The sequence below is a fragment of the Rathayibacter sp. AY1A2 genome, from assembly GCF_002930935.1.
Classification (GTDB): Bacteria; Actinomycetota; Actinomycetes; order Actinomycetales; family Microbacteriaceae; genus Rathayibacter.
This window is the reverse complement of sequence record NZ_PSTP01000012.1, coordinates 70647-96048: the sequence shown is the minus strand read 5'-3', so window position 1 is coordinate 96048 and position 25402 is coordinate 70647. Positions and strand designations below refer to the sequence as shown.

Below are 25402 nucleotides of genomic sequence, written 5' to 3'. Positions count from 1 at the left end.
TTCGGTGTGACCATCCGCCGGCGGGTGCCGGGGAAGCTGCGGGACCGGGGTCAGGCGACCCGGTCCTCCTTGGAGAAGCCGGCCCGGGCGCTCGAGGCGACCTCGAGCAGGACCGGCAGGCGGGCGCCGAGGAGAGTGTCGAGAGCGTCGACCTCCTGGTGCACGGCGTCGACCACGGTGCGGGGCGAGACGCCGCCGCGGGGGAGGACGCGCACCTTCAGCGCCGTCTCGGAGCCGTGGCGGTAGGCCGCGACCGTGACGTCGAGGAGCTCCGTCCGGCCCGCGAGGGCCGTCTCGAGGACGTCCTCCGCGAAGCCGGTCGCGATCTCGATCCCCCCGGCGGGCGCGCCCTCGGCCTCGTCGCGGAGGACGGTGCCGGTGCGGCCGTGACCGTGGGCGAAGGCCATCACCAGCGCGAGGACGATGCCGAGGAGGCAGATCCCGACGACGGCGTAGAGCGGCCAGAGGACGGCGGCATCGCTCCAGGCGGTGCCCTCCTCGGGGGAGAGGCGCGACACCAGGGCCGCGCCCTCGCCGTCGGCGAAGGAGAGGACGGAGTCGCGGACCGGCTGCGAGACGGCGATCAGGACGGCTCCGGCGCTGACCAGCGCGAGCACGAGGCCCACGACGAGCAGGACGAGCCGGTTGACGAAGCGGTTGCTCGTGGTCATCAGATCCTCCCGGAGGTCGAGACGCGGACGGTGGAGCGCGGGGCGGGCTTCGCGCCGATGCGGACGAGCTCCTCGTCGACGGCGCTCTGCACGGCGTCGCGGTCGACCGCGATGCCGGAGGCGGGGGTCACCTCGACCAGTGCGGTGCGCCGGCCGAGCGAGGCGCGGGTGTCCTCGCGGCGGGAGTGGGCGGCCGTGCGGGCTGCGCGGGCCAGGGAGGAGGCGATCACGCCGTCGTCCACGACCACGGCGAGGCGGTCGTCGTCCACGGTGTGGCGGGCCCGGGCTCCGGGTGCCAGTGCGAGCACCAGAAGGACCAGAGCGAGGACGCCCGCGCCGACGGCCACGCCGATGAGGGCGGGGTTCGCCAGCGACGCGACTCCGACGATCGCGCCCAGCAGGGCGGACGGTGCGGCGAGCAGGGGCGCGGCGCCGAGGATCGCGAGCACCGCCTCCGTGCCGACGTAGGCCGCGACCAGGGCGATGAGCACCAGGACGACGATCTGCGCGGCGGAGCGGGACTTGTGGGTCTCGCGACGGAGGTAGCGGCTGTAGCGGGTGTCGGGCGCCGACGGTGCGGGGCTCATGCGACTCTCCTCGTGCTTCGGGTGCGGGTGCCCGTGACCCGGATGTCGATCCGGCTGACGGTGCGCCCGGTCAGCGCCTCCATGCGGGAGGCGATGCGGGTGCGGTCGCCGTGCAGGCGCTCGAGCAGGGAGCCGCCGGCCGGGGCGGTGCCCGGCTCGACGACGACCGGCGCGGTCACCGCGAGGGCGAGGCCGCCCCGGTCGTCGGAGAGGCGGACGCGGATCGCGGAGACCTCCACGCCCAGCTCCTCGTGGACGATCGCCACGGCGGCGCGCTCGATGGAGCGGACGGTGATGGTGACGGTGCCCGCCACCGGCGATGCGGGACGCGTGTCGAGAGCGGTCACGGTGGGCTCCTAGCGGGAGGTGGTGCGGCCGCGGAACACGTCCACGAGGCTGCGCACGTCGAGGGTGCCGTCGGCGATGCGGGCGATCACGACGCCGAGGGCCATGAAGAGGGCGGTCAGGACGAAGCCCCAGAAGCCGAACATCAGGGCCGCGAAGGCGAGGATCGCGCCGATCACGACACCGAGCACGGTGCTGCGGCCGCCGGGGGCGGTGGGCGCGGGTCGCTGGAAGTCGCTCATCGGACGCGGCTCTCGGTGGCCTCGTCGTCCTTGTCGTCGCCGGGGATGTGCACGTCGACGACGGCGACGTTGATCTCGGAGACGGCCATGCCGACGAGCTCGGTGATGGCCTCGGAGACGGCGGCGCGGACGGAGTCGGCGACCTTCTGCATCGGCACGGGGTACTCGACGACGATGGTCACGTCGGCCGCGACCTGGGTCTCGCCGACCTCGACGCTCACGCCCTGGGCGTGGTCGGCGCCGCCGACCGCCTGGCGGATCGCGCCGAAGGCACGGGCGGCGTTGTTGCCGAGGGCGAAGACGCCGGGCACCTGGCGGGCCGCGATGCCGGCGACCTTGGCCACGACGCTGTCGTCGATGACCGTGGTGCCCTGGGCGGTGCCGGAGGTCCGCGAGCCGCCGAGGGTCGTGACCGTGTCGACGGAGGTCTTGTCGACGCGGGTGGTGGAGGGGGTGCGCGTGGTGTCGCTCATGAGGTCTCCTGGACGTCTCATCGGCTGCCGTTGCTGAGCAGACCGGGGTCGAAGGCCCGGCGGAAATCCGGTCGGGCTGTGCTTTCATGAGTGAGACGGAGCCCGGACGGCGTTCGTCACGGTGCTCGGTGGACTTTATCCTGAGCGTCACCTGAGAGGCGGCCCGAGGCCGCGTGAGCGGGGAGGGAGGAGGCGCCGTGCCCGGACTGGAAGCGGCGAGCGACGCGCTGCTCGCCGAGCGCTCCGCCGAGGGCGACGTGCGCGCCTTCGAGGTGCTCGTCAAGCGGCACCAGTCGATCCTCCGCGCCTACGCCTGGCGCCTCACCGGCTCGCAGGCCGACGCCTCCGACGCCGTGCAGAACGCGCTGATCACGGTCTGGGCGCAGCTCCCGCAGCTCAAGGAGCCGGCGAGCGTGCGCAGCTGGATGATGCGGATCGTCAGCCGCTCCAGCGTCGACCTGCTGCGCCAGCGCCGCCCGACCGACGACGTCGACGCCGTGGAGCATCCCCCGGCCCGAGAGCCCGGCCCGTTCGAGGCCGCCGAGCAGAGCGACGCCATGCGGGCTCTCGCGCACGCCCTGTCCGAGCTGCCGGAGTCGCAGCGGCAGTGCTGGGTGCTGCGCGAGGTCGGCGGGGAGTCGTACAACGAGATCGCCGATCACCTCGGTCTCACGGTGACCGCCGTGCGGGGCAAGCTCGCCCGCGCGCGCGAGTCGCTGGTCGTGGCGATGGAGGACTGGCGATGAGGGAGCAGACGCGATGAACGCGGACCAGGGTCCCGGCGACGGGCCGGAGCGCGCGGGGGAGCACGACGTCGTGCTGCCGCCCGCGCTCGAGCGGGAGGCGGACGCGACGGAGCAGGAGGGCGACGGCATCGGCATCGACGAGCTGAGCGACTACCTCGACCGCGGGCGCACTCCGTACGACCCCGCCATCGAGGAGTCGCCGGAGCACCGGCGCACTCTGCGCGCCCTCGAGCGCGTGCGCGCCCTCTCCGGCGCGCTCATCGACGACGACGCCGCACGCCTGCCCGCGCCGGAGGAGAGCTGGTTCGGCTCGATCCTCACCCAGGTGCGCCGCGAGTCGCGGGCCGGACGCGACATCCCGCTGGCGAGCGTCCAGCCCGACGTGGCGCTCACGATCACCGAGGGAGCGGTCCGCGGACTCGTGCGCGAGGCGGGCGACAGCGTCGCCGGCGTGCTGGTCGGCCGCTGCCGCCTGGTCGGCGACATCGCCGAGCCGGGCGCGGAGGTCGTGGTGGAGCTGACGATCTCGGTCTTCTGGGGGGTGCCGATCGCCGAGGCGGCCCAGCAGGTGCGCGAGCGCGTGCACTCGCGGCTGCTGACCCAGACCGAGCTGCGGGTGTCGAGGATCGACGTCCGCGTGGAGGACGTCTACGTCCCCGGGACGGAGGAGTCGTGAGCGGCCTCGAGGCGGCGGCCCCGGTCGATCCGGTGTCCGCGCTCGCTGCGGAGCTGCGCGCCCTGGACGGCGTCGCGACCCTGATGCCGGCCAGGCCCGAGGTGCGCGACGTGCTCGCGCACGCGGCGACGGCGCTGAGCGCGACCGGGATCGTGGTCGAGCCGCTGGGCACCGCGAGCGGCGGCACGTTCGCCGATCCGGTTCTGGTCCGCGTCGCGGGGGACGAGGTGTCCGTGGCCGTCGACCTCTGCGTGACCGCGGAGGCGTCCGCGCCGGACGTGGCGCGCGCGATCGGAGCCGCGGTGCGCGAGTGGTGCGTCCGGGTGCATCCGGAGCTGCGGCCGCGGGTGACCGTCCGGGTCGCCGCGATCGACTAGCCGGATCGGGGAGCGGGCGCGGCTGTCCGCCGGGCGGGACGCCCCGCCGTGAGGAGCGGAGCCGGGCCGAGCGCTCTCGTGCTTCTCCGGAGTGCACCGTGCCGACCGGAGCGACGGTGCTGCAGGGCGCCCGAGGTCGGTGTCCGCTCCGTCCTCCCTGAGGAGCTTCCCGCTCAGGCGAGCCTCCCCGAAGAGCTTCCCCCTCAGGCGCGCTCGGCGAGGAACGCGTCCGTCTCGGCCGCCGTCGGCGCGGACACCGCCGCTCCGGCGCGGGTGACCGAGATCGCCGCGGCCGCGCTCGCCCAGCGGGTGAGGGCGACCAGCTGCTCCGGATCGTCGAGCCGTGCTCCCGTGGCGGCGAGCCGGGCCGAGAAGGCGCCGCAGAAGGTGTCGCCGGCGCCGGTGGTGTCCACGGCCTCCACCCGGAAGGCCGGGGTGCGCACCGGCTCGCGGTCGCGGACCGCCACGACGACGCCGTCGGAGCCGAGGGTGACCAGCACGAGCGGCACCAGCGCGGTGAGGGCAGCGGCGAGCGCGTCGTCGTCGGCGGCGGTGATGCCGCGATCGGCGGCGAGCTCGCGGGCCTCGTGCTCGTTGACGATCAGCACGTCGAGCACCGCCAGGAGCTCCTCCGGCAGCGGTCCGATCGGAGCGGCGTTCAGGATCGACACCGTGCCGCCGGCGCGCGCGGCGCGGGCCGCTTCCGTCACCGTCGCTGTCGGGATCTCGAGCTGGAGGAGCAGGGCGTCGGCCGCCGCCACCAGGGCCGACTCCTCGGCGGTCAACCCGACCAGGGCGGCGTTCGCTCCGGAGTCGACGACGATCGCGTTCTCCCCGCGCTCGTCCACGGTGATCTGCGCGGTGCCGGTGCGGACGTCGCCGCGGCGGGCGCGCAGCTCCAGCGGCTCCTCGCCGAGGACCGCGGCGAGCCGGTCTCCCGCCGAGTCGCGTCCGAGGCTCGTGACGAAGACGGTGCCGGGCTCGGTCCGTGCGGCCGCGACGGCCTGGTTGAGGCCCTTGCCGCCCGGGAAGGTGCTCGCATCGAGGGCGAGCACCGTCTCTCCGGGAGCGGGGATGCGGGCGACCCGGTGGACGTGGTCGAGGTTGGCGCTTCCGAGCACGAGGAGGGGCATGCCCTCGACGTTAGAGCACGCGCAAGGGGGTCCGCCGCGGGCTCGGCCGCACCTACGGTGGAGGCATGGAAACTCGAATCCTCGGACGCACCGGCGCCCCCGTCTCCGTCGTCGGCCTCGGAACCTGGCAGCTCGGTGCCGACTGGGGGGACGTCGCCGAGACCGACGCCCTCGCCGTGCTCGACGCCGCGGTGGAGTCGGGGGTGACCCTCTTCGACACCGCCGACGTCTACGGCGACGGCCGCAGCGAGCGGACGATCGGCGCCTACCGCGCGGCGCACCCCGACGCGCAGGTCTTCGTCGCCACCAAGATGGGCCGTCGCGCGGAGCAGATCCCCGCCAACTACGTGCTCGACAACTTCCGCGCCTGGACCGACCGCTCGCGCGCCAACCTCGGCGTCGACACCCTCGATCTGGTGCAGCTGCACTGCCCGCCCACCTCCGTCTACTCCGACGACGCCGTCTACGACGCCCTCGACACCCTCGTCGCCGAGGGCGCGATCGCCGCCTACGGCGTCTCGGTCGAGCGCACGGAGGAGGCGCTGACCGCCATCGCCCGCCCGAACGTCGCGAGCGTCCAGATCATCCTGAACGCGTTCCGCCTCAAGCCGCTCGACGAGGTGCTGCCCGCCGCCCGCGAGGCCGGCGTCGGCATCCTCGCGCGCGTCCCGCTCGCCTCGGGCCTGCTCAGCGGCCGCTACACGACCGAGACCGTGTTCGCGCCGGAGGACCACCGCAGCTACAACCGCGACGGCTCCGCCTTCGACGTCGGCGAGACCTTCTCGGGCGTCGACTTCGCGACCGGCGTGGAGGCCGCGCAGGAGTTCTCCCGCCTCGCCGACGACCACGGCCTCGCCCCCGCGGCGGCCGCACTCGCCTGGATCATCCAGCAGGAGGGCGTCACCTCGGTGATCCCCGGCGCCCGCTCGCCCGAGCAGGCCCGCGCCAACGCGGCCGCCGCCTCCGCCGCGCCCCTCGGCCCCGCCTTCATGGAGGCCGTGAACGCCCTCTACGACACCCACTTCCGCCCCACCGTCCACCCGCGCTGGTAGCCGGCCCCCGCCTCACCGCCGCTCAGTCTCCCGAGACGGCTCGTTCTCCTGGTCGGGAACGAGCCTCTCGGGCGACTGAGCGCAGCGCTTAGGAGTTCAGCGCCGCGTCCACGATCGTGCGCGCCTCGGCCTGGACCTCGTGCAGGTGGTCGAGGCCGCGGAAGCTCTCGGCGTAGATCTTGTAGACGTCCTCGGTGCCGGAGGGGCGCGCGGCGAACCAGGCGTCCTCCGTGACGACCTTGACGCCTCCGACGGCCGCGCCGTTGCCGGGCGCCTTCGAGAGCTTCGCGGTGATCTCGGACCCGGCGAGGGTCGTCGCCGCGATCGCGTCGCCGTCCAGCTTGCCGAGGGCCGCCTTCTGCGCCTTCGTCGCCACCGCGTCCACGCGCTCGTAGACCGGGTCGCCGAAGCGCTCGGTCAGCTCGCGGTAGAGCGCCGACGGGCTCTTCCCGGTGACCGCCACGATCTCGGAGGCGAGCAGCGCGAGGAGGATGCCGTCCTTGTCGGTGGTCCAGACGGTGCCGTCGAAGCGGAGGAACGAGGCGCCCGCGGACTCCTCGCCCCCGAAGCCGACCGAGCCGTCGACCAGCCCGGGGACGAACCACTTGAAGCCCACCGGGACCTCCCAGAGGCGCCGGCCCAGCGACTCCGCGACCCGGTCGATGATCGAGGAGGAGACCAGCGTCTTGCCGATCGCCGCGTCCTCGCGCCAGCCGGTGCGGTGGCGGTAGAGGTAGTCGATCGCGACGGCCAGGTAGTGGTTGGGGTTCATCAGCCCGCCGTCGGGGGTGACGATGCCGTGCCGGTCCGCGTCGGCGTCGTTGCCGGTGAGGATGTCGAAGTCGCCGGCGCGCGCGACCACCGAGGCCATCGCGCTGGGGGAGGACGGGTCCATCCGGATCTTGCCGTCCCAGTCGAGGGTCATGAAGCCCCAGGCCGGGTCGACCTCCCCGTTCACCACGGTCAGGTCGAGGCCGTGCATCTCGGCGATCAGCTGCCAGTAGTGCACGGAGGCACCGCCGAGGGGGTCGGCCCCGATCCGCACGCCGGCCTTCCGGATCGCGTCGAGGTCGATGATGTTCGCCAGGTCCGCGACGTAGTGCGTGCGGTAGTCGTAGGTCTCGACCGCGGAGGGCTCGGCCGAGGTCACGCCGCGGTTGCCGTCGGCGATGAGCTCGTTGGCCCGGTCGGCGATCCAGGTCGTCGCGTCGGAGTCGGCGGGGCCGCCGTGCGGCGGGTTGTACTTGAAGCCGCCGTCGCGGGGCGGGTTGTGCGAGGGGGTGACCACGATGCCGTCGGCCCGGTCGGTGTGCGCGGGGTCGTTGTTGTAGCGGAGGATCGCGTGGCTGAGCGCCGGGGTCGGCACGAAGTCGTCGAACTCGTCCACGAGCACGCGGACCTGGTTGCCCACCAGGACCTCGAGGGCGGTGGTGAGGGCCGGGCGGGAGAGCCCGTGCGTGTCGGCGCCGATGAACAGCGGGCCGGTGATGCCCTGCTCGGTCCGGTACTCGACGATCGCCTGGGTGACGGCGGCGATGTGGTCCTCGTTGAAGGCCGTGTCGAACGAGGATCCGCGGTGGCCCGAGGTTCCGAACACCACCTTCTGAGCCGGGTCGGAGACGTCCGGCTTCTTCTCGTAGTACGCCCTCACGAGGGCCTCGACGTCGATGAGATCGGAGGCCTGTGCCGGCTTCCCTGCGCGATCGGTCATGCGGTCCATAGTGGCAGTCCGGCCCCCTCCAGGGGTACCGCGGCTGGCTAGGCTTGCGCCATGCCCGACAGCGCCCCCGAGACCCGTGCCTACAGCTATCTCGGGCCCAGCGGCACGTTCACGGAGGCGGCCCTCGCGCAGGTCCCGGAGGCGCGCGGACAGCTGTGGCGCAGCGTCGCGAACGTGGGGGAGGCGCTGAGCGATCTGGTCACCGGCCGCAGCGACGGCGCGGTGATCGCGATCGAGAACTCGGTCGAGGGCGGAGTGACGGCCGCGCAGGACGCGCTGGCGCGGATCCCGGGGCTGCGCATCGTCGGCGAGTACCTGGTGCCGGTGTCGTTCATCCTGGTCGGCCGCCCGGGGACGAGCCTCGAGGAGGTGCGCACCGTCGCCGCGCACCCCGTGGCCTACGGACAGTGCCGGGTGTGGCTCGACCGCGAGATCCCCAGCCACGAGCACCTGCCCGCCTCCAGCAACGTCCAGGCCACCGTCGACCTGCTGGGCGGATCTCCCGCGGACGCGGCCATCGCCCCTCCCGGGATCGTCGCCCACCACGACGTCGCGGTGCTGGCGGAGCGGATCGGCGACAACCCGAACGCCGTCACGCGCTTCGTGCACGTCTCGCGCTCGCACGCGCTGCCCGAGCCGACCGGCGCCGACAAGACCAGCGTGATCGCCGAGCTCCCGGCCGACCAGCCGGGCGCCCTGCTCGACATGCTCGAGCAGTTCGCGACCCGCGGGGTGAACCTGAGCATGATCCAGTCGCGGCCGATCGGCGACGCCCTCGGCCGGTACCGGTTCGTCATCGACCTCGACGGGCACGTCCAGGACGAGCGGGTCGCCGACGCGCTGATGGGGCTGCGGCGCTTCAGCCCGAAGGTGATCTTCCTCGGCTCGTATCCGCGCGCTGACCGCCGCCCGGTCACCTCCGTGCGACGCTACGACGACGAGGTGTTCCTCGAGGCCCGCGACTGGCTGCGCGGGATCCTCTCCCACGAGCCGGAGGTCGACGATGACCGGGGACGACGATGACCGGGGACGACGATGACGGGTCGCGACGATGACTGACGACGACGAACGGGTCGACCCGCGCTACGACCCGGCCTTCCAGCGCGGGTTCTCGGGACCGGTGGAGCGTCTGAGAGGCGACGAGCGGGCGTTCGCCAGGCCCGGCACGGGTGCCGCCCCCGGCGCTTCCGCCGCCACGTCCGGAGCCGCCGCTCGTCCCGCGCCCCCGGAGTCGCGCGTGGTCCGCCCCGGCTCCTCGTCCGTGCCGGGACCGCGCCGCATCATGGCCCTGCCCGACATCGCCGGAGCCGCCGAGGGCCGGCGGTCGCACCGCCTCGGCGCCGAGACCGCGCCCGCACCCCTGCCGGAGCCGGCCGCCGACCCCGCTCCCGCACCTCCCGCCGAGCCCGTGCGCGAGGCGCCCCTGCTGCGGAACCCGTGGCTCCTCGTGCTCCTGCTCGCCGGCCTCGCGGGGACCCTGATCGGCCTCGCGCTCCTCTACACCGGCTACTCCTCGCCGCCTCCGCCCTACTACGGCGACTCCGACGTGCCCTCGCCCGCGTGGATCCAGCGGCAGCTCCTCTACTACTCCTGCATCCCCCTGCTGGGCTGCCTGCCGGCGTCGCTGCTGCTGGCGGTCGGAGTGGCCGCGCTGCGGTGGCGCGGCGTCGTCGTGCGGCCCCGCGCCGAGGAGCCGCGCGAGTCCGCGCAGCTCCTCGAGGCCGAGGCTCAGACTCCGGACGCGCCGAAGAGCAGGCCGAGGAGGTAGGTCACCAGTGCCGCGCCGTAGCCGATCCCGAGCTGGCGCAGCGCCCGGGCCAGCGGCGGGGCGCCTGAGAGCAGCCCGACGACCGCGCCGGTGGCGAGCAGGGCGATGCCCACGAGCACGCAGGCGACGACCACCGCGGCGAGCCCCGTCAGGCCGAGCAGGTAGGGCAGCACCGGGATGATCGCGCCCGAGGCGAAGAAGCAGAAGCTCGACAGCGCCGCGCCCATGCCCGTGCCGATCGACTCGTGCTCGTCGACGTCGGGGTCTCCTGCGGGACCGCCCAGCGTGATGGGGGAGGTGACGGCGCCGCCGCGCAGGCCCGTGAAGACGGAGGCGGCACGCGCGTCGGCCTGCTCCTGAGTCATCCCGCGAGCGCGGTAGACCAGGGCGAGCTCGTTCGCGTCGACGTCCAGATCGGGGACGATGCGGTTCGCGTCGAGGTCCGGGCTGGAGGCCGAGAGCAGCTCGCGCTGCGAGCGCACCGAGACGAACTCGCCCGCGCCCATCGAGAGGGCGCCGGCGAGCAGGCCCGCGATGCCCGTGAACAGGACGACGCCCGTCCCGACTCCGCTCGCCCCCACTCCGAGCACGAGGGCGAGGTTCGAGACCAGGCCGTCGTTCGCTCCGAAGACCGCCGCGCGGAACGTCCCGGAGAGGCGGTTGCGACCGCGCTCGGCGAGCCCGCGTACGACCTCGCCGTGGATCCGCTCGTCGGCGGCCATCGCCTCGGTGGCATCGTCGTCGTCGGCGTAGGGGGAGCGGGCCTCGGCGCGCTGGATCAGGGCGAGGACGAACACGGAGCCGAAACGGCGGGTGAGGAAGCCGAGGAAGCGCGTGCGGAGGTCCGGTCGGGGCGCGGGCTCCGCCGCGGAGCCGAGCAGCTCGCGCCAGTGCTCCTCGTGGCGTCCCTCGGCCACGGCGAGCGCGAGCAGGATCTCCCGCTCCTCGCCGGAGCGGCGGCCGGCGAGGTCGCGGTACACGGAGGCCTCGGCGAGCTCGTCGGCGAGGTAGCGGCGCCAGCGGCGCACCTGTGCGGGACTGGGGGTGGGGGCGGTGGTCGCCATGCGATCTCCTGGCTCAGGTCCGCCGACCCGCGCGAGAGGACCGGTCAGGACGTGCGTCGACTGACCGAAGGTCTCGTTCGCCCCGGCCGGAGCCGGGGTGGAGCGCCGGGCCCGGATCGTCCCGGACCAGCATGTCGACGCGCCTCGTCGTCCGCTCGGCGGACGGTGGGAACTACTCCCCTTCGCGGGGACCACCGTAGCCGAGATCGGAGGAGAACGCCCGGCCGATCCGCGGGCCGTCGGGCGGACGTCCGCCCGGCCCGGAGCCGGAGCGTCGTCGAGGACGCTCGCGCCGGGTCAGAGCGAGGCCGTCGCCCGGGCGGCGCGGCGGGCCTGGCGCTCGTGCTCGGCGTCCAGGAGCGTGCGCGTGGCGGGGACCGCCAGGAACTCGACCAGGGTGTCCGTCTCCTCGACGATGCGCTCGGCGCGGTCGAGCGGGTCGGTGCGCAGGAGGCGGCGGGCGGCGGACGCGACGTGCGCCGGCTTCGCCGCCAGGGCGCGCAGGCGCTCGTCGACGCGGCCGGCGAGGTCGGCGCGCGGCACGACCTCGGTCACGAGCTGCCACTCCAGCGCCTCGGCCGCGCGGACCGGGCGGCCGGACAGCACGAAGTCCAGCGCGCGGCGGCGGCCGACGACGCGGGGGAGCGCGGCGGTGACTCCGACGTCCGGGACGAGCCCGACGTCGCCGTACGCGCTGAGGAAGAGGGCGGCGGGAGTCGCTATCACGATGTCGGCGGCCAGAGCGAAGGCGATGCCGGCGCCGGCGACCATGCCGTCGATCGCGCAGACGACGACGGCGCGGCTGTCCTCGAGCAGGCGGATGACCTGGGCGGTCGTGGTCGCGACGTCGCGCAGGTAGTGGTCCGGGTGCTCGGACCCCATGATCGCCGAGATGTCGCCGCCCGTGCAGAACGCGCGGCCGGCCGCGGCGATCACGATGACGGAGCAGCCGGCGTCGGCGTCGAGGTCGGCGACGGTGCTCAGCAGCAGTCGCGCGGTGCCGAGGTCGATCGCGTTGAGGGCGTCGGGGCGGTTGAGGGTGATCCGGGCGACGGAGCCGTCGCGCTCGAGGACGACGCCGGGGGTCGCGTCGATGAGGGGGGTGGCGTGCATGGGAGAGCCTTCAGGGGAGCAGGGGTGTCGAACGCGGGGGGACGTTCTCGGGGGACGACTCACATTCGCAGCCGCCCGCGCGATCGGATGCCTCCTCGCGGCCGATGCTCAGCCGGCCCCGGGGGTACGCGCGGGCGGCGGCCCGTCCCGGCCCTCCTCTACACTGCTGGGGTGATTGATCCCGTACTTCTGCGCGAGAACCCGGACGTCCTGAAGCGCTCGCAGGAGGCGCGCGGCGACTCCGTCGAGCTGGTCGACGAGGCGCTCGAGGCCGACCGCGTGCGCCGTGCGGCGATCACCGAGGCGGAGCGGCTCCGAGCCGAGCAGAACGCCTTCGGCAAGACCGTCGCCAAGGCTCCGAAGGACGAGAAGGCGGCGCTCGTCGCCGAGGCCCAGCGCCTCGCCGCCGCCGCCAAGCAGGCACAGCAGGAGGCGTCCGAGGCCGACGACGCCTTCACCGTGCTGGTGAAGCGCATCGCCAACCCGATCATCGAGGGCGTCCCCGCGGGCGGCGAGGAGTCGTTCGAGCTCGTCAGGACGGTCGGCGAGCGCCCCGTCTTCGACTTCGCCCCGCGCGACCACCTCGAGCTCGGCGAGCTGCTGGACGGCATCGACATGCAGCGCGGCGCGAAGGTCAGCGGCGCGCGCTTCTACTTCCTCAAGGGCCTGGTCGCCCGCCTCGAGATCGCCCTGATGAACCTGGGCCTCGAGAAGGCGCTCGCCGCCGGCTTCACCCCGCTGATCACGCCCACCCTCGTGCGCCCCGAGATCATGGACGGCACCGGCTTCCTCGGCGAGCACGACGACGAGGTGTACCGCCTCCGCGACGACGACCTCTACCTCACCGGCACCAGCGAGGTCGCCCTCGCCGGCTACCACGCCGACGAGATCCTCGACCTCTCCGGCGGCGCGAAGCGCTACGCGGGCTGGAGCACCTGCTACCGCCGCGAGGCGGGCTCGGGCGGACGGGACACCCGCGGCATCATCCGCGTGCACCAGTTCAGCAAGCTCGAGATGTTCGTCTACACCCTCCCCGAGGACGCCGAGGCGGAGCACGCGCGCCTGCTCTCCTACCAGGAGGACGTCCTGCAGAGCCTCGGCCTGCACTACCGCGTCATCGACACGGCGGCCGGCGACCTCGGCCAGAGCGCGGCGCGCAAGTTCGACGTGGAGGCGTGGGTCCCCACGCAGGAGACCTACCGCGAGCTGACCTCGACCTCGAACTGCACCACGTTCCAGGCCCGCCGCCTCGACACCCGCTACCGCACCGAGTCGGGGAGGACGGCTCCGGTCGCCACCCTCAACGGCACGCTCGCGACCACCCGCTGGATCGTCGCCCTCCTCGAGACCCACCAGCGGGCGGACGGCTCGGTGCTCGTCCCCGAGGCGCTGCGGCCCCACCTCGGCGGCCTCGAGGTGCTCGAGCCCGTCGCATGAGCGCGGCCCGCGCCTCCGGCCGCCGCCTCGTCGCCCTCGACATCGACGGCACCGTCATGCACGAGGACGGCACCATCACCCGCGCGGTGACGGACGCGATCACCCGCGTGGCCGCCCAGGGCGACGAGGTGATGCTCGCCACCGGGCGCTCGCCCTCCTCCACCCTGCCGGTCGTCGAGCGCCTCGGGATCTCGCCCGAGTACGTGATCTGCTGCAACGGAGCGGTCACGCTCCGCCGCGACGCGTCCGGCGCCTACGTCCCCGAGACGGTCGAGACCTTCGACCCGACGGAGGTCCTCGAGACCATCCGCCGCTCCCTCCCCGACGCGCACTACGCCGTCGAGGACGCGGACGGCGCCTTCTTCTACACCGAGGCGTTCCCGGGCGGCGCCGTGATGGGTGCCGAGACGACCCACGTCCCCTTCGAGGAGCTGCTCGGCCGGCTGTGCACCCGCGTCGTCGTGATCTCGCCCGAGACCGGCATCGAGGAGTTCACCTCGCTGGTCGAGGAGATGGGCCTGCACCAGGTCAGCTACGCGATCGGCTGGACCGCCTGGCTCGACATCGCCCCGCACGGCGTCAACAAGTCCACCGCGCTCGAGGTCGTCCGCGAGGAGCTGGGCATCGAGCGGAGCGACGTGGTCGCGCTGGGCGACGGCCGCAACGACATCGAGATGCTCACCTGGGCCGCCGCCGAGGGCGCAGGGCTCGCGATGGGGCAGGCGCCCGACGAGGTGCGGGCCGTGGCCTCCGCCGTGATCCCGTCGGTCCACCAGGACGGCGTGGCGGTCGCGCTCTCGGCGCTGCGCTGATCACGGTCCCGCGCGCTCGGCGGTTACTATCGGGTGTCGCTCCTGCGGGAGCGGCCGGGAGGGCTGTCCGAGCGGCCGATGGAGCCAGTCTTGAAAACTGGTGGGCGGAAACGTCTCGTGGGTTCGAATCCCACGCCCTCCGCCACGGAGCCCCGTTCTTCGCACCGCTTCTCGATGGCGTCTTCCGACGCCCGTCCTGGCGCGCGACGACGGAGGCCTGCCCGCTCTCCTTAGGAACGCGCCAGCCCCCTGTATAGGATTGCGCGACGCCCGGGATCGACGCCCGGCCCTCACCTCCGCACCACTGACGCCTCGACACCGGGAGACGGATGCGCCGCACGGGCCCTTCGACACAGACTCGCGACACTCCGCGCACGCCGCGCCCCTTCGTGCGGCACGGCCGCCAGAAGCGGCACACCCTCGCGCGGACCCTGGTGAAGGGAGCCGCCCTCGTGGGCGGTGTCGGTGTGGTCGCCTCGGTGTCGGTGGTCGCGATCGCGGCGACGCTGATCGTCCAGTCCGTGCAGCCCTCGGTCGACCTGCACCCGGGCGCGGCCGGCTCCAGCGTCGAGGCCGGAGGCGCCCCGGAGATCGGCGCACTGGAGGGCGGCTTCAACGTCCTCGTCGTCGGCAGCGACTCGCGGAAGGGCCAGGGCGACGCCTACGGCGACCCCGATGAGGAGACGAGCGTCCTCAACGACGTCAACATGCTGATGCACGTCTCGGCCGACCACAGCAACGCGACGGTCGTGAGCTTCCCCCGCGACATGTACGTCGACATCCCGGAGTGCGTGAACGCCGCCACGGGTGAGACGATCCCCGCCCGGTACGACACCAAGATCAACGAGGCGATGGGCAGCGACGTCAGCCTCGGCTGCGTGGCAGGGGTCGTCGAGGACCTCATGGGCGTCCGGGTCGACTACGGCGCGGTCGTGCAGTTCAACGGCGTGATCGAGATGTCGAACGCGGTCGGCGGAGTCGACGTCTGCGTCGCGACCGAGATCGCGGACCCCTACACGAACACCTACCTCGAGCCGGGCGTGCACTCGCTCGAGGGCATGGCGGCGCTGCAGTTCCTCCGCAGCCGCCACGGCATCGGCGACGGCAGCGACCTGACCCGCATCAGCAACCAGCAGGTCTTCCTCTCGGCGCTCGTGCGCCGGATCAAGAGCGCGGACACCCTCCTCAACCCGGTCGCGCTCTACGGGCTCGCGAAGGCGGCGCTCGGCAACATGACGCTCTCGACCGGTCTCGACAACGTGAACACGATGGTCCAGATGGGACTCGCGCTGAAGGACGTCGACCTCGCGGACGTCGTCTTCGCGCAGTACCCGACCGGGGCGACTCCGAGCGGAGTGGAGCCGGACCGCGCCGCGGGCGACGTCCTGGCGAGCGCCCTGCAGACCGATCAGCCCATCGCCATCACCGGCGGCACGGGGGCCGGCGCGACCGTGGAGGGCGAGGCCGCGGCTCCGGCCGACACCGCCGCTCCGTCCGGCCCGGCGACCGCGGATCCGCTGGCGACGGCCGAGGCTGCACCCGGCACTCCTGCACCCGGCACTCCTGCAGCGACTCCCGAGGACGGATCCAAGGTTGCCCTGCCAGAATCGGTCACCGGCCAGAGCGCCGACCAGCAGACCTGCTCGGTCGGCTTCTTCGGCTGAGCCGAGGGCGGGCGGCACCACGGGTGCTCTCCACCTCGCGCGCTGACTCCGGGACGACACGCGTCCCGCAGCCGAGAGAGAGTACGACCCGATGAGCGAACGCGCGTCCACCCGGACCACAGCAGCACGGCACGGCCGCCTGCGCCGCCCGAGCGGCATGCGCTTCGCCGCGCGGATCCTCGCGGCCTGCGTGGGTGTCGGCGTGCTCAGCGTGGTCTGCATCGTGGCGATCGCCGCCTCGCTGATCGCGGGGAGCGCGCGTCCGTCCGTCGACCTCGGGATCGACTCGGGCGGAGGCGACGTGCCCGGGATCGGGGCGATCGAGGGCGGCGTCAACATCCTGCTCGCCGGCAGCGACAGCGCCGACGGATCGGCCGCCGGGGCCTACGGCGAGCGTGCCGAGAACCTCAACGACGTCACGATGCTCATGCACATCTCGGCCGACCACTCGACCGTGGAGGTCGTCAGCTTCCCCCGCGACCTCTACGTCCCGATCCCCTCCTGCACCGACCCGGCCACTGGCGCCGTCTCGGACGCGGTGGACTCGGCGAAGATCAACACCTCGCTCGAGGCCGGCGGGCTGGCGTGCACCGTGCAGACGGTCGAGCAGCTGACCGGGCTCGAGATCCCCTACGCGGCGCTCATCCAGTTCGAGGGCGTCATCGAGATGTCGAACGCGGTCGGCGGAGTGGACGTCTGCGTCGCCACTCCGATCCAGGACGAGTACACGGGGCTGAACCTCGACGCGGGCACGCACACGCTCGTCGGCGCCGAGGCGCTGGCGTTCCTCCGCACCCGGCACGGCGTCGGCGACGGCAGCGACCTCACCCGCATCTCGAGCCAGCAGGTGTACCTCTCATCGCTGGTGCGCAAGGTGAAGAGCGCGTCGACGCTCTCGAACCCGGTGAACCTCTACGGCCTCGCGAAGGCGGCCGTCTCGAACATGCAGCTCTCCACCTCGCTCGAGAACGTGAACACCCTCGTGTCGATCGGCCTCGCGGTGAAGGACGTCGACCTCGCGAACGTGGTCTTCGTGCAGTACCCGACCTTCATCGACGGCAACGGCGTGTACCCCAGCGAGGACGCGGCGGCGGCGCTGAACGCGGCGCTCCTCGCCGACCAGCCGATCGCGCTGAGCGGCACCACCGGCGGCGGCTCGCAGTCGACGGGGGAGGAGCCCGGGGCGACCAACGCTCCGGCGGCCACGGAGTCGCCGGCCACCGACGCCCCCGCGACCGACGCCCCCGCGACGAGCGCACCCGACGGGCCGGTCACCCTCCCGAGCGACGTCTCCGGGCAGACCGCACAGCAGGAGACCTGCACGATCGGCCGGCCCCTGTCGGACCAGTAGGCGGCTTCTCGCCTTCCCGCGGAGGGGCGGGCGCCCGTGTCGCGAGGCCCTCGCGGGTGCGGTTATGATGGTCGTCGTGCGTCCGCCAGCGGGCGCTCGGGAGTCGTCGCATAGTCCGGTCGAGTGCACCACCCTGCTAAGGTGGAGAACCCTTTATTGGGTTCCGTGGGTTCAAATCCCACCGACTCCGCATCGTCCGAAGGCCCCGCTCAGGCGGGGCCTTCGTCGTTCCCGGCGGTGACTGCGCCTGCCGCAGTACCGGCGTCTCCCGGCGGTGCCGGTGTCGCCGCAGTGCCGGGGTCTCGCGGTGCCGGAGCCTTCCGGCCGGTGCTCCGCCGCTCGCGCGCGGCGTCGGCGGCCGATGCGACCCGGCGCCTCAGCCGGCCGGGATCCGCCGCCGATCCGCCGGGCGGGTGCGCTCCCGGAGCGGCTACCCTGATCGGATGCCCAGCCCGATCCTCGACGCCCTGTCCGCCCCTCCCGCGCGGAGGGACGTCGCCTCGATCCGGGGTGCTCTCGCCGAGGTCGCGATCGGCGACTCGGTGCGCGTCCTCGTCCGCTCCCCGCGCTACGGCCTTTACGGGATCGAGGGGGTCGTCCGGCAGGCCGTCGGCGGCGAGCTCGTCGTCGCGGACGTCTTCCTCGGCACGGGGACCGAGATCCAGAGCATCGCCCTGGCTCCGGACGCTGACGAGGTCGGCGGGGAGCGCTCGGCCGAGGGACTCGAGCACGGGGATCCGGTGCGCGTGGCGTTCTCGACTCCGGCGCTCGGGTCGTTCACGATCACGGGCCCGCTGACGGCCGGCGGCCGCGACGGGTTCCTCCTCGTCGGCAGCTGGATCGTCGCGGACGGCGGCGAGCCCGGCCGCCACGTCGACCGCATCGAGCGCCTGACGGACGTCGGCGTCCACGAGAAGCACGTCCCCGGGCGCCGCTCCGCGGTCGAGGAGTAGCCCCTCAGCTCTGGCAGTTCGGGCACCAGTAGGTGACCCGCAGCTGCAGCTCGTCGTCGCCGAGCTCGCCGCGCTCGATCGGAGTGCCGCAGCGCCGGCACGGCTTGCGGTCGCGGCCGTAGACCCAGAGCTGCTGGCCCGGGCGCAGGTTGCCGGTCGTCGTGCGCTCGATCCGCTCGCGGTTCACGGTGATGAGCCGCTTCGCGAGCGCGATGGTGCGCACGAGGTCGCCGCTCCCGCCGACCGGGAGCGTGGGCAGCACGCCGCGCAGGAAGCACAGCTCGGCGCGGTAGACGTTGCCGAGTCCGGCCATGATCCGCTGGTCGAGCAACGCGAGCCCGATCGGCCGCTCCGGATCGGCGGACAGGCGTCGCAACGCCTCGTCCGCGTCCCAGTCGGCGCCGAGCAGATCGGGGCCGAGGTAGCCGACCACGTCCTCCTCGGCCGAGCGCGGGACGATCTCGAGGAGTCCGAGCTCGAAGCCGACCGCCTGCCAGTCCTCGGTCTCGAGGACGATCCGGGCCTGGAACGCCGGCCGGTGCCACTTCGGCCGCTCGCCCTCGCCACGGGCGTAGAGGTGCCAGCTGCCCTCCATCTTGAGGTGGGAGTGGATCAGCGCGTCGCCGACCCGCATCAGCAGGTGCTTGCCGCGGGGGACGACCTCGTCGATCGTCTCGCCGGTGAGGTCGACCGTCGCGTACTTCGGCACGCGGACGTCGCACCGGGTCAGGACCTCGCCGTCCAGCGCCTCGGCGAGGTTGTGGGCGGATCGGTAGACGGTGTCACCCTCGGGCACGCGGGCTCCCTCCGGCGCTCACGAGCGCATCCTCAGGCCGCGCGGATTCGCGACGAAGCCGGCGGCGACGAGGGCGTCGCCGAAGGGCGTGCCGAGCGCGAAGACGCCGTCGATCTTCTCGACGGTCAGCTTCTCGACCCCGCGGGAGCGGACGAGCTGCGAGAGGGCGCCGGCCGCGTCGGCGAGGGCCGCCTCGTCGGCGGTGAAGGTGAGGGCGGTCTTGCCGCCGCGCTCGAGGTAGACCGCGAGCGCTCCGTCGACGACGGCGACCAGCGCGCCGGCCTTCCGACCGGGGCGGTGCCCCTCGCCCTGCGGCCACGGCAGAGCGGCGCCGAACGGATTGGCGGGGTCGGTCGCCGCCAGCGCGAGCACCGGTCGTGAGCGCTCCTGCGCCTCGTCCTGCGGGGCGAACGTGCGGAGCCGGTCGACGCTGCCGGCTGTGCCGAACTGTGCTGCTCCCAGCTTCTCGATGAAGTAGCCCCTCCGGGCGCGGCCCTGCTGCTCGAAGCCGCTCAGCACCTTGTAGGCGAGGGCGAAGCCGCCCAGGACGCCCTCGGCCTGCACGGAGCCGCGGGTGACGATCCCGTACCGCTCGAGCAGCGTCTCGCCGAGCGCGTGCCCGCGTCTCGTCGCGTCCGACTCCGCGAGCGGCACGATCGACCAGCGGCCGCCGGCGGTCGGCGGCCCCACGCGGGTGGCCATCGTGGGGCGGGCGGTCATCCGGCCCCGGGGCGCGCGGGCGCGGGCGGGGGCGCGCGGCTGGCGGTGGGCGCCGCCGGTCGAGCCGACGAGGGTGCGCAGCGGCGCCAGGGTGTCGTTCGTGACGAGCCCGGCCCAGACCAGCTCCCACAGGGCCTCGACGAGGCCCGCGTCGTCGGTGGAGCCGACCGCGTCGGAGAGCTGGCGGAAGAAGTAGCCGCCGCCCGAGCCGAGCACGCCGACGATCTCCTGCTGGAGCTCGGTCAGGGTCACGGACTCGGCGGCGGGGACGGGGAGGGTCAGCCCTGCCGTGTCGGCGAGATGGAGGCTCACCCAGCCGTCGTTGCCGGGCAGGGTGCCCGCGCCGGCCCAGAGGACCTCGCCGGTCGCGGTGAGCTCGTCGAGCATCGCGGGGGAGTAGTCGCGCACCCGGGCGGGCAGGATCAGCGACTCCCAGGCGGACGCGGGGATGGGCGCGCCGGCCAGCTGGTCGATCACGGAGGCCACGCCGTCGATGCCGCGGAGCGAGCCGCCGACGTGCTGCCAGGCGGGGAGGAAGCGGGCGTACGCGGCCGCGTCCACCGGCTCCACCTCCTTGCGGAGTGCGGCGAGAGAGCGGCTGCGCAGGCGGCGCAGCACCTCGGCATCGCACCACTCGGTCCCGGTGCCGGTGGGGCGGAACTCGCCCTCCGAGACGCGGCGCTCGCCCGCGAGGCGGCGCAGGGTGTCGGTGACGACCGCGACTCCGAGGCCCAGGCGGGTGGCGACGGCGGCGGCGGTGAAGGGGCCGTGGGTGCGCGCGTAGCGGGCGACGAGGTCGCCGAGCGGATCGCGGACCGGGTCGATGAAGGCGACGGGGACGCCGATCGGCAGGGGCACGCCGAGAGCGTCGCGGAGCCGGGAGGCGTCCTCCATCGCGGCGTACCGCTGCTCACCGCCGAGGCCCACGGGCAGGACGCGCTTGGCCTTCACGAGCGCGGCCACGTCGGCCTCGAGCACCGCGCGCTCGATCGCGGGCGCCTTCGCGACGTCCGCCGAGGCGACCGATTCGTCGACCAGGCGCTCCCCGAGCTCGTCGAGCGTCAGCGGGCCGAGCAGCCGGAGCAGGTCGGCGGCGCCCTCGAGCCCGCGGAGGCGGCGCTCGGGCTCGACGCGCTGCAGCTCGCGCTCGATCTGCGCGAGGACGGCCGGGTCGAGCAGCTCGCGCAGCTCCGCCCGGCCGAGCAGCTCGCCGAGGAGCGTCGCGTCGACCGAGAGCGCCGCGGCACGGCGCTCGGCGAGCGGGCTGTCGCCCTCGTACATGAAGGCGGCGACGTAGCCGAAGAGCATGGACCGCGCGAACGGACTGGCGGTCGGCGTCTCGACCTCGAGGATCCGCAGCTCGCGCCCGTCCAGCCGCGCGGCGAGCCGGAGCAGCGCGGGCAGGTCGTAGACGTCCTGGAGGCACTCGCGGACGGTCTCGAGGATGATCGGGAAGGTCGGGTAGGTGCGGGCGACGTCGAGCAGCTGCGCCGCCCGCTGCCGCTGCTGCCAGAGCGGGGAGCGCTTGCCCGGGTTGTACCTCGGGAGCAGGAGCGCCCGCGCCGCGCACTCGCGGAACCGGGCGGCGAAGAGGGCGGAGCCGCCGACCTCGCTCGTGACCAGCTGCTCCAGCTCCTCGCGCTCGAACAGGAACAGCTCGGAGCCCGGCGGCTCCGACTCCGTGTCGGGGATCCGCACGACGATGCCGTCGTCCCCGGCCATGGCCGCTCCGTCGACGCCGTGCCGCTCGCGGACGCGAGCGCCGATGGCGAGCGCCCATGGCGAGTGCACCTGCATCCCGTACGGGGAGTGCAGCACCAGCCGCCAGTCGCCCAGCTCGTCGCGGAAGCGCTCGAGCACGAGGGTGCGGTCGTCCGGGATCTGCCCTGTGGCCAGGCGCTGCTCGTCGAGGAAGGAGAGGAGGTTGTTGGTCGCGTACTCGTCGAGCCCGGCCGCCGTGCAGCGCTCGCGGGCCGTCTCGGGGGCGGCGGCGCCCACCTCGCGGGTGAACGCCCCGATCGCCTCGCCGAGCTCGGCGGGGCGCCCCTGCGAGTCGCCCTTCCAGAACGGGAGGCGCCCTGGCTCGCCGAACGCCGGCGTCACGATCACGCGGTCGTAGGTGATCTCCTGGATGCGCCAGCTGGTGGCTCCGAGCGCGAAGACGTCGCCGACGCGGGACTCGTAGACCATCTCCTCGTCGAGCTCTCCGACGCGGTTGCCGGTCGAGCCCGGCTCGCCGACCATGAACACGCCGAAGAGCCCGCGGTCGGGGATGGTGCCGCCGCTGGTGACGGCGAGGCGCTGGGCGCCGGGCCGGCCGGTGAGCGTGTTCGCGTCGCGGTCCCAGACGAGCCGCGGCCGCAGCTCCGCGAACTGGTCGGAGGGGTAGCGGCCCGAGAGGAGGTCGAGGGTCGCCTCGTAGGCGGAGCGGGGCAGGGACACGAAGGGGGCGCTGCGGCGGACGGTGTCGAACCAGTCGTCCACGTCGAGGCTCTCGAGGGCGGTCGCGGCGACGGTCTGCTGCGCGAGGATGTCGAGCGGGTTCGCGGGGACGGCGATCGCCTCGATCAGGCCCGAGCGCATCCGCTCCGTCGTCACGGCGGAGTGGAGAAGGTCGGCCCGGTGCTTGGGGTAGAAGGACCCGCGCGAGACCTCGCCGACCTGGTGGCCGGCTCGACCCACGCGCTGCAGGGCGCTCGCGACAGAGGGCGGCGTCTCGACCTGGACGACGAGGTCGACCGCGCCCATGTCGATCCCCAGCTCGAGGCTCGAGGTCGCGACCACGCAGCGCAGGCGGCCGGACTTCAGGTCGTCCTCGATGATCGCGCGCTGCTCCTTGCTCACCGAGCCGTGGTGGGCGCGGGCGAGCAGCGGCTCCTCGTCGGGCGCGGACTGCCCGCTGCCGCTCGTGCCCCCGGCCGCTCCCATCGCCTCGGCCGGGGAGCGGCGGACGGAGGAGGAGGCCGCCTCGGCGAGCAGGGCCCCGACGGCGACGGGCTCGCCCGCCTCGCGCGCCCGCTCCGCGGCGAGCTCGCGGCGCTCGGCGTAGATCTCGTTGAGCCGGGCGGTCAGCCGCTCGGCGAGGCGGCGGGAGTTCGCGAAGACGATGGAGGAGGTGTGCGCGAGGACCCGGTCGACGATCGACTCCTCGACGTGCGGCCAGATCGACCCGCTCTGCGGACCGGTGGCCCCCATCGTCGATCCGTCCTGCGGAGCCGCCGTCCCCAGCTCGGACATGTCCTCGACCGGGACGACGACGCTGAGGTCCCACTGCTTCTCGGACGCCGGAGCCACGATCGCGACCGGGGAGCGGCCGGCGAGGAACCGGGCCACCTCCTCGCGCGGACGCACCGTCGCCGAGAGGCCGATGCGCTGCACCGGCTTCGGGAGCAGGGCGTCGAGCCGCTCGAGGGAGACGGCGAGGTGCGCCCCGCGCTTGGTCGACGCGACCGCGTGGACCTCGTCGACGATGACCGTCTCGACGCCGCGGAGCGACTCGCGCGCCGCCGAGGTGAGCATGAGGTAGAGCGACTCGGGGGTCGTGATCAGGATGTCCGGCGGCGTCTTCTGCAGCACGCGCCGCTCGGCGGCGGGCGTGTCTCCCGACCGCACCCCGACGGTGACCGTGGCCGGCGCGCTGCCGATGCCCTCGGCGCTCAGCCGCAGCGCCGTCTGGGTGACGCCGACGAGCGGCGAGCGGAGGTTGCGCTCGACGTCGACGCCGAGAGCCTTCAGCGGCGAGACGTAGAGCACGCGCGTGCGGTGCTGCGGATCCTCCGGCGGCGGGCCCTGCACGAGCCGGTCGATCGCCCAGAGGAAGGCCGAGAGCGTCTTGCCGGAGCCGGTGGGAGCGACCACGAGGGCGTGCGCTCCACTCGAGATGGCCGACCAGGCGCCCTCCTGGGCGGCGGTCGGCGCCGGGAACGCGCCCTCGAACCACGCGCGCGTGGCGGGGGAGAAGCGCTCGAGGATGTCCGGCATGAATCCATCCTCCCTGCCACCTCCGACATTGCCGGGGCCGCGGCCCGGGGGCGAGCCCTTGACGCGGGGGAGTCCGCCCGTCAGGCGAAGCCGAGACGCACGAACGTGCCGATGTCGGCGAGCTCGGCCTGCCCGACTCCGTGGGCGACGCCCTCGTAGACCCGGGCGTCGAGCGCCGTGTGCTCCGGGAACCAGGCCGCCGCGTCCCGCACGAGCTCCTCCGGGATCACCGTGTCGAGCGTCCCGCGGCCCCAGAACACCGGCGGACGCTCGCGGGCGAGCCGCTCGTCAGCGTCGTCGCCCTCGGCGAGCGGGACCACGAACCCGGACAGGGCGACCGCGAAGGCGAAGCGGCCCGGCGCGCGCCGCAGCAGCTGCACCGCCAGCGCGGCGCCCTGGGAGAAGCCCAGCAGCCCCACCGGGCCCGGGTGCTCCAAACCGTCGAGCCACTCGATCACCCCCGCCGCCGCCGCTTCGACGGCCTCGGGATCGGCCCGCGGCTCGTCCGGCACCAGCGGGACACGGAGGGGCCACCACGCGTTCGCCCCGCCGCCCAGGGCGAGAGGCGCCCGGAGGGACGCGAGGACCGGCTCCAGCGGCAGGTAGGCGCCGAGCGAGAACAGGTCCCCCTCGTGCGAGCCGTAGCCGTGCAGCAGCACCAGGAGGGGCCTGCCGACGCGGTCGCGCTCGGAGGAGGACCACAGCACCGCGTTCGCGTCGATTCCCATCGCACCATCATCCCCCTGAGTGCGGGATCGCCGCCGCCGGTCGGAACACCAGCCGCGAAGGGTGAGAATGGCTGCATGAGCGTGCGCACCCCTGACCCGAACTCCGGGTGGCTGTCCGACGACGAACTCGCCGAGATCCGCCGGCGGCTCCCGCTGCTGTACGTGGAGGCCGTGCCCGTCCGGGTCGACGGGCTCGGGCAGGTCACCGAGGTCGGCGTGCTCCTGCGCGCGACCCCCTCCGGCCAGATCACCCGCACGATCGTCTCGGGCCGCGTGATGTACGGCGAGACGTTGCGCGACGCGCTGTTCCGCCACCTCGAGAAGGATCTCGGCCCCATGGCCTTCCCCCTCCTCCCGGCGAGCCCGCTCCCCTTCCACGTCGCCGAGTACTTCCCGATGCCCGGCATGGGACCGTTCACCGACGACCGCCAGCACGCGGTCTCCCTCGCCTACGTCGTGCCCGTCACCGGCACCTGCGACCCCCGCCAGGACGCCCTCGAGCTCACCTGGATGACCCCCGACGAGGCCTGCTCCGACGCGATCTCCGCCGAGATGGAGGGCGGGCGGGGCGCGCTGATCCGCGCCGCGCTCGCTTCCGTCGGCCGCCTGTCCTAGCGGCGCGGATCGGCCGCGGTGCTCCCTTCTGCGCACCGATATCGGCGCGCCGCGGTCGGCTTGCAAGGATGGCGGGCCGGCTGGAGCGTCGGGCGTCCGCCTGGACCGATTCGCTCGCGCGCGAGCCGGCCGTTCGGCTCGTGGAACCGGCGTCCACGGGACCTCTGTGACCGGGCGAGGAGAGGCGGCGCCCCTGCCCGACGACGGCGCAGCAGGGAATCGCCTGATCAGGACGCGGTGAGGACTTCCGGAGCTCCCTGCGCGGGACTCCGCTCGAAGAGGTGAAGCGTGAACGACGAAGGGCCGGGGCCCGCGACCAGTAGTCGCGGGCCCCGGCCCTTCGTGATGTCGGCGCCCTGATCAGGACGAGCGTTGACG

24 protein-coding genes and 2 tRNA genes are annotated in these 25402 nt (G+C 73.8%); 14 read left to right on the top strand and 12 right to left on the bottom strand.

The window, feature by feature from the left end:
* Nucleotides 1-50: 50 nt before the first annotated feature.
* The 5 genes from C5B93_RS11475 to C5B93_RS11455 are packed head-to-tail and all read right to left on the bottom strand — an operon-like array spanning nt 51 to nt 2318.
* Nucleotides 51-671: a hypothetical protein gene (locus C5B93_RS11475; protein WP_104292501.1), complete on the bottom strand. Its 621-nt coding sequence runs from the start codon at nt 669-671 to the stop codon at nt 51-53.
* Nucleotides 671-1258, bottom strand: coding sequence for a DUF6286 domain-containing protein (locus C5B93_RS11470; RefSeq protein WP_104257943.1), 588 nt, complete (start codon nt 1256-1258; stop codon nt 671-673). Before C5B93_RS11470 ends, C5B93_RS11475 begins: the two co-directional genes overlap by 1 nt.
* Nucleotides 1255-1605, bottom strand: coding sequence for a hypothetical protein (locus C5B93_RS11465; RefSeq protein WP_104224953.1), 351 nt, complete (start codon nt 1603-1605; stop codon nt 1255-1257). Before C5B93_RS11465 ends, C5B93_RS11470 begins: the two co-directional genes overlap by 4 nt.
* A gap of 9 nt (nt 1606-1614) precedes the next feature.
* Complete coding sequence (locus C5B93_RS11460) at nt 1615-1845, bottom strand: DUF2273 domain-containing protein (protein WP_104292500.1); 231 nt, start codon at nt 1843-1845, stop codon at nt 1615-1617.
* Entirely contained in the window at nt 1842-2318 is a 477-nt protein-coding gene (locus tag C5B93_RS11455) for an Asp23/Gls24 family envelope stress response protein (RefSeq protein WP_104224955.1), read from the bottom strand. Before C5B93_RS11455 ends, C5B93_RS11460 begins: the two co-directional genes overlap by 4 nt.
* Before the next feature lie 197 nt (nt 2319-2515).
* On the opposite strand from C5B93_RS11455, the gene C5B93_RS11450 reads away from it, so the two are divergent.
* Genes C5B93_RS11450 through C5B93_RS11440 form a run of 3 tightly spaced genes read left to right on the top strand, consistent with a single transcriptional unit; the run spans nt 2516 to nt 4117 of the window.
* Entirely contained in the window at nt 2516-3064 is a 549-nt protein-coding gene (locus C5B93_RS11450) for an RNA polymerase sigma factor (RefSeq protein ID WP_104224956.1), read from the top strand.
* Between the two features lie 13 nt (nt 3065-3077).
* Complete coding sequence (locus C5B93_RS11445; protein WP_104292499.1) at nt 3078-3740, top strand: Asp23/Gls24 family envelope stress response protein; 663 nt, start codon at nt 3078-3080, stop codon at nt 3738-3740.
* Nucleotides 3737-4117, top strand: a complete 381-nt coding sequence (locus C5B93_RS11440) for a hypothetical protein (protein ID WP_104224958.1) — start codon at nt 3737-3739, stop codon at nt 4115-4117. Before C5B93_RS11445 ends, C5B93_RS11440 begins: the two co-directional genes overlap by 4 nt.
* A 203-nt stretch (nt 4118-4320) precedes the next feature.
* Here the strand turns inward: C5B93_RS11440 and C5B93_RS11435 are convergent, their stop codons facing one another.
* Nucleotides 4321-5250 (bottom strand): ribokinase, encoded by a 930-nt coding sequence (locus tag C5B93_RS11435; protein ID WP_104292498.1) that lies wholly within the window; start codon nt 5248-5250, stop codon nt 4321-4323.
* 65 nt (nt 5251-5315) lie between these two features.
* Between C5B93_RS11435 and C5B93_RS11430 the strand changes: the two genes are divergently transcribed.
* On the top strand, nt 5316-6302 hold the full coding sequence (locus C5B93_RS11430) for an aldo/keto reductase (RefSeq protein WP_104226781.1): 987 nt from the start codon (nt 5316-5318) through the stop codon (nt 6300-6302).
* A gap of 88 nt (nt 6303-6390) precedes the next feature.
* On the opposite strand, the gene pgm is transcribed toward C5B93_RS11430, so the two are convergent.
* Nucleotides 6391-8013, bottom strand: a complete 1623-nt coding sequence (gene pgm, locus C5B93_RS11425) for a phosphoglucomutase (alpha-D-glucose-1,6-bisphosphate-dependent) (protein WP_104226793.1) — start codon at nt 8011-8013, stop codon at nt 6391-6393.
* A 60-nt stretch (nt 8014-8073) separates the two neighbouring features.
* On the opposite strand from pgm, the gene pheA reads away from it, so the two are divergent.
* Both pheA and C5B93_RS11415 read left to right on the top strand, forming a co-directional pair.
* Nucleotides 8074-9045, top strand: a complete 972-nt coding sequence (gene pheA, locus C5B93_RS11420) for a prephenate dehydratase (protein WP_104247578.1) — start codon at nt 8074-8076, stop codon at nt 9043-9045.
* Between the two features lie 28 nt (nt 9046-9073).
* Nucleotides 9074-9790 carry a hypothetical protein gene (locus C5B93_RS11415; RefSeq protein ID WP_104267752.1) on the top strand — a complete coding sequence of 239 codons (717 nt, stop codon included), beginning with the start codon at nt 9074-9076 and terminating at the stop codon, nt 9788-9790.
* On the opposite strand, the gene C5B93_RS11410 is transcribed toward C5B93_RS11415, so the two are convergent.
* Both C5B93_RS11410 and C5B93_RS11405 read right to left on the bottom strand, forming a co-directional pair.
* Nucleotides 9751-10854 carry a VIT1/CCC1 family protein gene (locus tag C5B93_RS11410; protein WP_104224963.1) on the bottom strand — a complete coding sequence of 368 codons (1104 nt, stop codon included), beginning with the start codon at nt 10852-10854 and terminating at the stop codon, nt 9751-9753. The genes C5B93_RS11415 and C5B93_RS11410 overlap by 40 nt on opposite strands.
* Nucleotides 10855-11151: 297 nt before the next feature.
* Nucleotides 11152-11967 carry an enoyl-CoA hydratase/isomerase family protein gene (locus C5B93_RS11405; protein WP_104292497.1) on the bottom strand — a complete coding sequence of 272 codons (816 nt, stop codon included), beginning with the start codon at nt 11965-11967 and terminating at the stop codon, nt 11152-11154.
* 171 nt (nt 11968-12138) lie between these two features.
* Between C5B93_RS11405 and serS the strand changes: the two genes are divergently transcribed.
* The 7 genes from serS to C5B93_RS11370 all read left to right on the top strand — a co-directional run bounded on the left by serS (nt 12139) and on the right by C5B93_RS11370 (nt 18184).
* Nucleotides 12139-13404, top strand: a complete 1266-nt coding sequence (gene serS / locus C5B93_RS11400; protein ID WP_104233941.1) for a serine--tRNA ligase — start codon at nt 12139-12141, stop codon at nt 13402-13404.
* On the top strand, nt 13401-14216 hold the full coding sequence (locus C5B93_RS11395) for an HAD family hydrolase (RefSeq protein WP_104247582.1): 816 nt from the start codon (nt 13401-13403) through the stop codon (nt 14214-14216). The genes serS and C5B93_RS11395 overlap by 4 nt, the downstream gene beginning before the upstream one ends.
* Nucleotides 14217-14273: 57 nt before the next feature.
* Nucleotides 14274-14361: transfer RNA gene (locus tag C5B93_RS11390), tRNA-Ser, on the top strand.
* Nucleotides 14362-14650: 289 nt separating this feature from the next.
* The gene (locus tag C5B93_RS11385) at nt 14651-15880 is read left to right on the top strand and encodes an LCP family protein (RefSeq protein WP_258059994.1); all 1230 of its coding nucleotides are present in this window, start codon (nt 14651-14653) and stop codon (nt 15878-15880) included.
* Nucleotides 15881-15971: 91 nt separating this feature from the next.
* On the top strand, nt 15972-17231 hold the full coding sequence (locus C5B93_RS11380) for an LCP family protein (RefSeq protein ID WP_104292496.1): 1260 nt from the start codon (nt 15972-15974) through the stop codon (nt 17229-17231).
* Between the two features lie 99 nt (nt 17232-17330).
* A tRNA-Ser gene (locus tag C5B93_RS11375) sits at nt 17331-17421 on the top strand.
* A 253-nt stretch (nt 17422-17674) separates the two neighbouring features.
* Nucleotides 17675-18184 carry a hypothetical protein gene (locus C5B93_RS11370; protein WP_104233937.1) on the top strand — a complete coding sequence of 170 codons (510 nt, stop codon included), beginning with the start codon at nt 17675-17677 and terminating at the stop codon, nt 18182-18184.
* Between the two features lie 4 nt (nt 18185-18188).
* Here the strand turns inward: C5B93_RS11370 and C5B93_RS11365 are convergent, their stop codons facing one another.
* The 3 genes from C5B93_RS11365 to C5B93_RS11355 all read right to left on the bottom strand — a co-directional run bounded on the left by C5B93_RS11365 (nt 18189) and on the right by C5B93_RS11355 (nt 24409).
* Nucleotides 18189-18980 carry a DNA-formamidopyrimidine glycosylase family protein gene (locus tag C5B93_RS11365; RefSeq protein WP_104292495.1) on the bottom strand — a complete coding sequence of 264 codons (792 nt, stop codon included), beginning with the start codon at nt 18978-18980 and terminating at the stop codon, nt 18189-18191.
* Between the two features lie 18 nt (nt 18981-18998).
* Complete coding sequence (locus tag C5B93_RS11360; protein ID WP_104292494.1) at nt 18999-23681, bottom strand: ATP-dependent helicase; 4683 nt, start codon at nt 23679-23681, stop codon at nt 18999-19001.
* Between the two features lie 80 nt (nt 23682-23761).
* On the bottom strand, nt 23762-24409 hold the full coding sequence (locus C5B93_RS11355; RefSeq protein WP_104260904.1) for an alpha/beta hydrolase: 648 nt from the start codon (nt 24407-24409) through the stop codon (nt 23762-23764).
* A 75-nt stretch (nt 24410-24484) separates the two neighbouring features.
* On the opposite strand from C5B93_RS11355, the gene C5B93_RS11350 reads away from it, so the two are divergent.
* On the top strand, nt 24485-25024 hold the full coding sequence (locus C5B93_RS11350; RefSeq protein ID WP_104225113.1) for an NUDIX hydrolase family protein: 540 nt from the start codon (nt 24485-24487) through the stop codon (nt 25022-25024).
* Nucleotides 25025-25402: the final 378 nt, after the last annotated feature.